Annotated in this window: 12 protein-coding genes; 6 read left to right on the top strand and 6 right to left on the bottom strand. The window is 70.7% G+C overall.

Annotated features, from left to right (window positions below; translation table 11 throughout):
* Positions 1-91: 91 nt before the first annotated feature.
* The gene (locus BM362_RS27450) at positions 92-409 is read right to left on the bottom strand and encodes a dienelactone hydrolase family protein (protein WP_107309564.1); all 318 of its coding nucleotides are present in this window, start codon (positions 407-409) and stop codon (positions 92-94) included.
* A 232-nt stretch (positions 410-641) separates the two neighbouring features.
* On the opposite strand from BM362_RS27450, the gene BM362_RS27445 reads away from it, so the two are divergent.
* On the top strand, positions 642-1,544 hold the full coding sequence (locus tag BM362_RS27445; protein ID WP_093575084.1) for an NADP-dependent oxidoreductase: 903 nt from the start codon (positions 642-644) through the stop codon (positions 1,542-1,544).
* Here BM362_RS27445 and BM362_RS27440 read toward each other — a convergent pair.
* A complete protein-coding gene (locus BM362_RS27440; RefSeq protein ID WP_208865354.1) occupies positions 1,531-3,234 on the bottom strand; it encodes an MFS transporter in 1,704 nt (567 codons plus the stop codon). The two genes, BM362_RS27445 and BM362_RS27440, sit on opposite strands and share 14 nt — an antisense overlap.
* Positions 3,235-3,380: 146 nt before the next feature.
* Between BM362_RS27440 and BM362_RS27435 the strand changes: the two genes are divergently transcribed.
* A complete protein-coding gene (locus tag BM362_RS27435) occupies positions 3,381-4,445 on the top strand; it encodes a zinc-binding dehydrogenase (protein WP_093575083.1) in 1,065 nt (354 codons plus the stop codon).
* A 13-nt stretch (positions 4,446-4,458) separates the two neighbouring features.
* Here BM362_RS27435 and BM362_RS27430 read toward each other — a convergent pair whose 3' ends face one another.
* Genes BM362_RS27430 through mrf form a run of 4 tightly spaced genes read right to left on the bottom strand, consistent with a single transcriptional unit; the run spans position 4,459 to position 7,209 of the window.
* Positions 4,459-5,553: a GTP-binding protein gene (locus BM362_RS27430; protein WP_067587237.1), complete on the bottom strand. Its 1,095-nt coding sequence runs from the start codon at positions 5,551-5,553 to the stop codon at positions 4,459-4,461.
* The gene (rpmF, locus tag BM362_RS27425) at positions 5,550-5,708 is read right to left on the bottom strand and encodes a 50S ribosomal protein L32 (RefSeq protein WP_093575082.1); all 159 of its coding nucleotides are present in this window, start codon (positions 5,706-5,708) and stop codon (positions 5,550-5,552) included. Before rpmF ends, BM362_RS27430 begins: the two co-directional genes overlap by 4 nt.
* Positions 5,708-5,971 carry a type B 50S ribosomal protein L31 gene (locus BM362_RS27420; protein ID WP_067587243.1) on the bottom strand — a complete coding sequence of 88 codons (264 nt, stop codon included), beginning with the start codon at positions 5,969-5,971 and terminating at the stop codon, positions 5,708-5,710. Before BM362_RS27420 ends, rpmF begins: the two co-directional genes overlap by 1 nt.
* Positions 5,968-7,209, bottom strand: a complete 1,242-nt coding sequence (gene mrf / locus BM362_RS27415) for a ribosome hibernation factor-recruiting GTPase MRF (RefSeq protein ID WP_093575081.1) — start codon at positions 7,207-7,209, stop codon at positions 5,968-5,970. Before mrf ends, BM362_RS27420 begins: the two co-directional genes overlap by 4 nt.
* Before the next feature lie 78 nt (positions 7,210-7,287).
* Between mrf and rpmB the strand changes: the two genes are divergently transcribed.
* The 4 genes from rpmB to rpsR are packed head-to-tail and all read left to right on the top strand — an operon-like array spanning position 7,288 to position 8,239.
* Entirely contained in the window at positions 7,288-7,524 is a 237-nt protein-coding gene (rpmB, locus tag BM362_RS27410) for a 50S ribosomal protein L28 (RefSeq protein ID WP_067587249.1), read from the top strand.
* Positions 7,525-7,692 (top strand): 50S ribosomal protein L33, encoded by a 168-nt coding sequence (gene rpmG / locus BM362_RS27405; protein WP_009078884.1) that lies wholly within the window; start codon positions 7,525-7,527, stop codon positions 7,690-7,692.
* Entirely contained in the window at positions 7,692-7,997 is a 306-nt protein-coding gene (gene rpsN / locus BM362_RS27400; RefSeq protein ID WP_067587252.1) for a 30S ribosomal protein S14, read from the top strand. The genes rpmG and rpsN overlap by 1 nt, the downstream gene beginning before the upstream one ends.
* Positions 7,994-8,239: a 30S ribosomal protein S18 gene (rpsR, locus tag BM362_RS27395; protein WP_093575080.1), complete on the top strand. Its 246-nt coding sequence runs from the start codon at positions 7,994-7,996 to the stop codon at positions 8,237-8,239. Before rpsN ends, rpsR begins: the two co-directional genes overlap by 4 nt.
* Positions 8,240-8,250: the final 11 nt, after the last annotated feature.

Below are 8,250 nucleotides of genomic sequence, written 5' to 3'. Positions count from 1 at the left end.
CTACCGGCTCAAGCTTCGGCCCCCGACGTCCCGCGGCACCATCAGTCATGCCGCCAGAGCCTAACTGACGACGAATTAACGACGCAGGACACTAGCCGGTCACCCCGACCGGTCCGGAGCTCACTTCGGGCCGGGCGGTGAGGAATTCGAGATAGGCGCTGGCATCACGCAGGACCAGCTCGGGGGTGTGCGCTTCGATCAACGGCAGCACCTGAGCGAAGACCCCGGCCCGCTCGTCTTCGCCGATGAATTCCGGAAGGTCGAGCACCGGGGCCGGGCCGTGCCGATAGAAACAGCGGGGCACGAGGACGTAGTAACCGTGCTGCGCGAGTTCGCTGGCCAGGCCCTGGAGCACCGGCCGGAGGCCGAAGCCGTCGGCGGTGGGGATCGGCAGAGTTGTGCCGGGCATGAATTCTCCTGTCGTCGTCGAGGTTGCTCTGGTCACGACGAAAGGAGGCGGGGCCCGCGCGGCGGTCAGAAGAGCACCGGGTAGCCGATCCGTGAGTGGCGAAATGCCGTCCCGGTAGTCATCGCTGCCCAATCTAGCCCATCGGGCGGGGGTTGGCCGACCCCGCGGCTTGACATCAAGTCCGCTTGATGTCGAACACTGGCGGTGATCGACACGAGCGCTGGAGGCGGGAATGAGCAAGGCGATGGGGTTCCGCGAGCTGGGCGGGCCGGAGGTGCTGCGGCTGGAGGAGGTCGCGGAACCGCGTCCGGGGCCGGGGGAGGTCCGGATCCGGACGAAGGCCGCGGGGGTGCAGGCGTTCGACGTCGCGGTGCTCGCCGGGCTCATCCCGGTGCCGGAACCGGGCGCGTTCACCGTGCCGGGCAACGAGTTCGCCGGGGTCGTCGACGAAGTCGGGGAAGGCGCCGAAGGGTTCGCGGCGGGCGACGAGGTGCTCGGCTTCGGCCGGCTGGGGGCGTATCAGGAACTGGTCGTCGCCGGAGCGGACCAGGTGGTGGCGAAGCCGCCGGAGATGCCGTGGGAGGTCGCGGGCGCGTTCACCGCGGCGGCGCAGACCGCGGAGATCGCGATCGAGCGGATCAACGTCGGCCCCGGCGACACGGTGCTGGTACACGGCGCGGCTGGTTCCGTCGGAGCGATGGCGGTGCAGCTGTCCCGGTCGCGCGGCGCGAAGGTGCTCGGCGTCGCGCGTCCGGCGTGGCACGAGCAGGTGCGGGCACTCGGGGCGATTCCTCTTGCCTACAGCGAGGATTTCGTCGAACGGGTGGCTCCCCACGGCGTCACGGCGGCGATCGACGGGGTCGGCGGCGCCGCGCTGGAGTACACCTTGGACCTGATCGAGGACCGGTCCCGGATTCTCACCCTGGTCGAGCACGACCGCGCCGGCGAGCTGGGCATCCTGCTCACGGTGAACGACCGCTCCGCGGCCCGCCTCGCGCGGTTGGCGGGCCGTTACGCGAAAGGCGAGCTGACGCATCGCATCATGGCGACGTTCCCGCTCGCCGAAGCCGCCGAAGCGATGCGGACCTATCAGGCGGGGAACATCCACGGCAAGATCGTGCTCACGATGGATTGACCGGGTCCTGGTGGAAGTACCGCTTCCCCCGCGACGCGGACGCGGCCGCGGCGACCAGCGCCATCGCCGCGGCCGCGACGAACACGGTGACCAGTCCGTCGTGGAACGGACCGGAAATCAGCGTGGGGAAGAACTCCTTGCCGGTCAGCGCGGCGGAATCGGCGGGGGAGAGCCGGCCGAGCATCCCGGGGCCGACCAGGTGCGCCACCGGGTTGCTGCCCAGGAAAGCGGCGAAGAGGGTGCTCACCGGCGGCAGCTGGGCGATGTTCGCGGCGACGTCCGCCGGGACGCCGTGCGCCCGCAGCCCGCCGGTGAGCGTCGCGGGCAGCGATCCGGCCAGCCCGGCGATCATCAGCGAGAAGAACACGCCGATGGACAGCGACGTCCCGGAATTCTGGAATGTCGAGCGCATGCCGGACGCGACGCCGCGCTGGTTGTCCGGCACGCTGCTCATGATCGCCGAGGTGTTCGGCGCGGAGAACATGCCCTGGCCGATGCCGCTCAGCACGAGCAGCAGCGCGAACGCCGGATAGCTGAAGTCCACCGGCAGCGCGAGCAAGCCGAGGAAGGATCCGGCGACCAGCACCAGCCCGCCGGTGGAGAACAGCCGCGCGCCGAACCGGTCGGAGAGGTATCCCGACACCGGGCCGGCGATCAGGAATCCGGCGGTGAGCGGCAGCAGGTAGATCCCGGCCCACAGCGGGGTCTGCTCGTAGTCGTAGCCGTGCAGCGGCAGCCAGATCCCCTGCAGCCAGATGATCAGCATGAACTGCATCCCGCCGCGCGCGATCGCGGTGAGCAGCGCGGCGAGGTTCCCGGCGGTGAACGCGCGGATGCGGAACAGCGACAGCTGGAACATCGGCGACGGCACCCTGGTCTCGATCACGCAGAACCCCGCCAGCAGCGCGATCCCGGCGCCGAGCCCGCCGAGCACCCACGGGTTGCCCCAGCCGGTCGCCGCGCCGCCGTAGGGCTGGATGCCGTAGGTGATCGAGGCGAGGATGACCGCGGTGCCGAGCGCGAAGGTGACATTGCCGCCCCAGTCGATCCGCGCGCGCTGCGGCTTGCTGATCTCGCGCAGGCTGCGGATCGACCAGACGGTGCCGAAAACGCCGAACGGCACGCTCACCCAGAACACCGCGCGCCAGTCGAGTTCGGCCAGCAGCCCGCCCGCGACGAGGCCGAGGAACTGCCCGGCCAGCGCGGTGATCTGGTTGACGCCCAAGGCCATTCCGCGCTGTTCGCGCGGGAAGGCGTCGGTGAGGATCGCCGCGGAGTTCGCGGTGAGCATCGCGCCGCCGACGGCCTGCACCACCCGCCAGCCGATCAGCCACAGCGCGCCGCCGCCCGCGTGGAACGGGTCGAACGACAGCGCCACCGAGGCGACGCTGAAGATCACGAACCCGACGTTGTACATCCGGACGCGGCCGAACATGTCGCCGAGCCGCCCGAGCGTCACCACCAGGACCGCGGACACCAGCAGGTAGCCGAGGATCATCCACAGCAGGTAGCCGATGTTGGCCGGGGCCAGCGGGTCGAGTCCGATGCCGCGGAAGATCGCCGGCAGCGAGATGATCACGATCGACCCGTCCAGCGCCGACATCAGCACGCCGAGCGTCGTGTTGGAGAGCGCGACCCATTTGTAGCGCCCGTCGCGGTGTGCCTGGGTGTCGATCGTCCGGTCCGCCACAATCGACAGCCTAGACTGATAAACCTAGCCTGTTCAACTCGTGCGAAACGGGTATCCGGGACGAATTTTCGGGATCCTGGTAGCGGCGGGCTCCTGGTTGCCGATTCCTGATTCCGCTTGGATGGAACGGAACGAAGGAGGATTCGGTGAAGGCTGCTGTGCTCAAGGAATTCGGGCGCCCGCTGTCGGTCGAGGACGTCGCGGAGCCGGTGCCGGGCACCGGGGAAGTGGTCGTGGACGTCGTCGCGGCGCCGGTGCTGCACTACACCGCCGAGGTGGTCAGCGGCGCCCGGCGGTACGCGCTGGAACTGCCCGCGATCCTGGGCGCCGGCGCGGTCGGCCGGGTGCGGTCGGCCGGGCCGGACGCGACGAAACTCCGGCCGGGCGATTGGGTCCGCTGCGACCCGGCCGTCCGCTCCCGCGACGACGCGGTGACGCCGGACGTCGTCCTGCAAGGCCTGACCGCTCGCGGCGACGGAGGATTGGCGCTGCAGCGCCATTTCCGCAACGGCGGGTTCGCCGAGCGGATCATGGTCCCGACGGAGAACGCGGCCCCGCTGGGCGAGATCGGCGAGGCCGGCGCGGGCCGGTGGGCCGCGCTCGGGATCTGCCTGGTGCCCTACGGCGGCCTGCTCGACGGCGGATTGCAGCCGGGGGAGACGGTGCTGGTGAGCGGCGCGACCGGCACGTACGGCGGTGCGGCGGTGGCCGTGGCGATCGCGATGGGCGCGGGCCGGGTGATCGCGCCGGGCCGGAACCGGGCCGCGCTGGCCGATCTGGAGCAGCGCTTCGGCCATCGCGTGCGGACGGTCGTGTTGTGCGGCAACGAAGACGAGGACCGCGAGGCGATGCTCTCGGTGGCCGGCCCAGTGGACCTGGTGCTGGATCTGCTGCCGCCGTCCGCCCCGGCCGCCGCGGTGCGCGCGGCGGCGATGACGGTCCGGGAGTTCGGCCGCGTGGTGCTGATGGGCGGGGTCGGCGGCGAACTCGCGCTGCCGTACCCGTGGCTGATGCTCAACAGCGTGACGGTGCGGGGCCGGTGGATGTACCCGCGCGACGCGGTGCCGAAGCTGATCGCGCTGGCCCGGTGCGGACTGCTGGACCTGGCCCAGTTCGAGGTGGACGAGTTCGCGCTGTCCGCGGTCGGCGAGGCAGTGGAGCACGCGGCGGCGAAGAGCGGGCGGTTCCGGCTCACGGTGCTGCGGCCGTGAGCCGGAACCGTCCTTAGTGGACGTGCACCGGCTCCCACTCGGGGAACGGGTCGTCGGTGGCTCCGCTCTCGGCGAGGCAGGTCTCCAGTGCGTCGAGCAGAGCGGCGTGCTCGAGCCCGACGCCGATGAACACCAGTTCCTGCCGGGGTTCGTCCGCGACGCCCTGCGGTTCGAACCGTGCGACGCTGCCCGCCTGCGACCACAACCCCAGCGTGCCCGGCCGGCTGCTGAGGCTGAAGAACCCCTTCGACCGCAGCACCGTGCCGAACTCGCCGGAGTCCAGCCGCGAGGTCACGAAGTCCCACAACCGCACCGGGTCGAACGCGCGCGGGGAGCGGAACACCACGCTGGAAATGCCGTACTCCTCGGTCTCCGGCACGTGGTCGCCGTTCAGTTCCGCCACCCAGCCCGGCGCTTCCCGCGCGCGTTCGGCGTCGTAGCGGCCGGTGCCGAAGACCCGCTCCAGCGGCACCCGGCCGAACTCGGCGGACACGACGTCGGCAGCCGGGTTGAGGCGGCGCAGCGAGGCGAGCAACCGGTCCTTCTCCGACGGTGTGACCAGGTCGACCTTGTTCAGCAGCAGCACATCGGCGAACTCGACCTGGTCCATCAGCAGGTCGCTGACCGTCCGCTCGTCGCCCTCGTACTGGTCCAGCCGACGCTCGGCCAGGCTGTCCCCGCGGGCCAGTTCGCGGGCGAAGTTCGCCGCGTCCACCACGGTGACCATCGTGTCCAGCCGCGCCGACGACAGCACCGGGGAGCCGTCGTCGGCGGGGAAGGAGAACGTCGCCGCGACCGGCATCGGCTCGGAGATCCCGCTCGACTCGATGAGCAGATGGCCGAACCGCCCGTCCTCGCACAGCCGGGCGACCTCGTCGAGCAGATCCTCGCGCAGGGTGCAGCAAATGCACCCGTTGGTCATCTCGACCAGCCGCTCCTCGGTCCGCGACACGCTGTCCCGCACGAGCGCGGCGTCGATGTTGACCTCGCTCATGTCGTTCACGATCACCGCGACGCGCAGGCCCTCGCGGTTGGCCAGGATCCGGTTGAGCAGCGTGGTTTTCCCGGCGCCGAGGAATCCGGAAAGGACAGTGACCGGGACGCTCACCGCCCGAGCCGCTGGAAGTGCTTGATCAGCTTGCGCGGCACCAGTTTCCGCTCGCCGTCCACGACGATCGGCACCAGGTCCGGTGCCGCCGCCTTCCACTGCGAGCGCCGGGACCGGGTGTTGCTGCGGGACATCTTCCGCTTCGGGACGGCCATCAGCGCGCACCCCCGCCGCGGCGCTGCCCGTAACGGCGGTGGAACTTCTCGACCTGGCCCGCCGAGTCGAGGATCCGCTGGGTGCCGGTCCAGAACGGATGCGACCACGCGCTGATGTCCACCGCCACGAGCGGGTAGGTGTTCCCGTCGGACCATTCGATGGTCCGGTCGGAGGTGGCGGTGGAGCGGGTCAGGAACGCGTCGCCGGTCGACGAGTCCTTGAAGACCACCGGGTGGTAGTCGGGGTGGATGCCGGGTTTCACAGGGTTTCGTCCTTCTGGTTGGCGGCGTTCGCGTGCCGGTCGGGTTCTTCGGTTTCTTCGCAGGGGTCCTCGTGCCAGTCCCCGAAGGGGTCGGGGTATCCGCGCCAGGCGGCTTCGCCTTCGGCGAGTTCGGCGTCGGTGAGCAGGGCGGCTTGCAACGCGCTCTCGATCTCCGCGGGAGCGGCCTGATCGGTGACGATCACCAGCTCCTGCGCGCGGTCGCCGTGCACCGGGTCCCAGCGCAGCGAGGCGAGCGTGCGGCGTTCGGGGGAGACCTCGGCCCAGTCCGGTCCCTCCGGCGAGGCGAGCCACGGCCCGGCGTGCCCGATGCCGAGCCCGCCGCCCGCCGATTCGATCCAGAACGCGACGTCGGGCTGGCTGGCGACCCAGGCCCGGCCGCGGGTGCGGACCACGCCGTCGAGCAGCAGGTCGATCGCCTCGTGCAGCCGCTCCGGATGGAACGGGCGCTGCGCGGTGAACCGCAGCAGTTCGATGCCGCAGTCCGGGTGCAGCGGCGGCGCGCCGCGCAGCAACGCGCCGTGCAGGTCGGTGACCTCGCCGCGGCGGGCGTCGGCCGGGATCGCGGCGAACAGTCCGGCGGCGTCGGTGCGGGCGAGCTCGACCCGGGGAACGGACGGCGCGACCCGGTCCAGCACCGCGGAGGATCTGGCCGCGCACCAGGCGTCCGGTGCGGCTCCGGCGAGCACGAGCACGTCCGCCGATTCCGCCTGGGACAGTGCGACCTGCGCGAGCGTCCGCTCGTCCTCGGGGCTGCCGTGGAGGCCGCGCTCGGCGAGCAGGTCGTCGCCGGTGACGTCGGCGAGCCAGGTCGCGCAGTCCAGCACGGTGAACACCGCTTCGAGCTCGACGTCGTCGCTCACCGGGCGGTCGCCGACCAGGACGTTGCGGATCGCCCAGCTCACCGGCTCCGGCTCCATCGCTTCGTCCAGCCGCACCACGATGCGGTCGACCTGCGGCATCCGGGCCAGCCGGCGCAGCAGCGGCAGCAGATCCTCGCGCAGCGTGCAGTTGACGCAGCCGTGCGCGAGTTCGAGCGGGGTCAGCTCGTCGCGGCCGCGCAGGAGGATCCGGCGGCGGACGACGCCGGAGCCGATGTCGCGCAGGTCGTGGTGGACGACGGCGGTGCCGGGGCTCGCGCGGAGCAGAAGCGCGGCGAGAGCGCCGGTGCGGGCGATCCCGCTGCAGAGCACGAGCGGGACACGCGGACGTGGGGGCACTGGATCTCCAGACGACGGGGCGGGGTACGGTGACGAGCGTAGTTGAACATGAATGTCACTATCAACTTGGGAGGGTCCGTGTCAGCCGTGTGCCAGGTCACCGGCCGCAAGCCGGGCTACGGCAAGCAGGTCTCGCATTCGCATCGCCGCACGTCGCGGCGGTGGGAGCCGAACCTGCAGACGCGCCGCTACTACGTGCCGAGCCTCGGCCGCACCGTGCGGCTCAAGGTGTCGGCGAAGGGCATGAAGACGATCGGCAAACGCGGCATCGATGCCGTCGTCGCCGACCTCGTCGCGAAGGGAGCGAAGTTCTGAATGGCGAAAAGCACCGACATCCGGCCGGTCATCAAACTGCGGTCGACCGCGGGCACCGGCTACACGTATGTCACCAAGAAGAACCGACGCAACAACCCGGACCGGATGGTGTTGCGCAAATACGACCCGGTGGCGCGCAAGCACGTCGAATTCAAGGAAGAACGCTGATGGCGAAAAAGTCGAAAATCGCGAAGAACGAGCAGCGGAAGGTGATCGCCGCGCGGTACGTGGAACGCCGGCGCGCGCTCAAGGCGCTGATCGCGTCGCCGTCCGCCTCTGCCGACGAGAAGGCCGACGCTGTCGTTGCGCTGCAACGGATGCCGCGCGACGCGAGCCGCACGCGGATCCGCAACCGCGACGCCGCCGACGGGCGTCCGCGCGGATACCTGCGGAAATTCGGGCTGTCCCGGGTGCGCATGCGGCAGATGGCGCACAACGGGGAACTGCCCGGCGTGTCGAAGTCGAGCTGGTGAGCACCGTGCCCAAACCAGACCGGACGCCGCGCCGCCGCCCGAACCCCTTCCACGCAGCCGGAATCACCCGGGTGGACTGGAAAGACGTCGATCTGCTGCGGAAATTCATTTCCGACCGGGGCAAGATCCGGGCCCGCCGGGTCACCGGACTGACGCCGCAGCAGCAGAAACAGGTGGCGACCGCGATCAAGAACGCGCGGGAGATGGCGCTGCTGCCGTACCCGACGGCGGCGCGGAGCTGAAAAACCGGATG

The organism is Amycolatopsis rubida, from assembly GCF_900115345.1.
Lineage (GTDB): Bacteria > Actinomycetota > Actinomycetes > Mycobacteriales > Pseudonocardiaceae > Amycolatopsis > Amycolatopsis rubida.
Note: the sequence above shows the minus strand (reverse complement) of the source record. Positions and strands in the feature narration are given on the sequence as shown.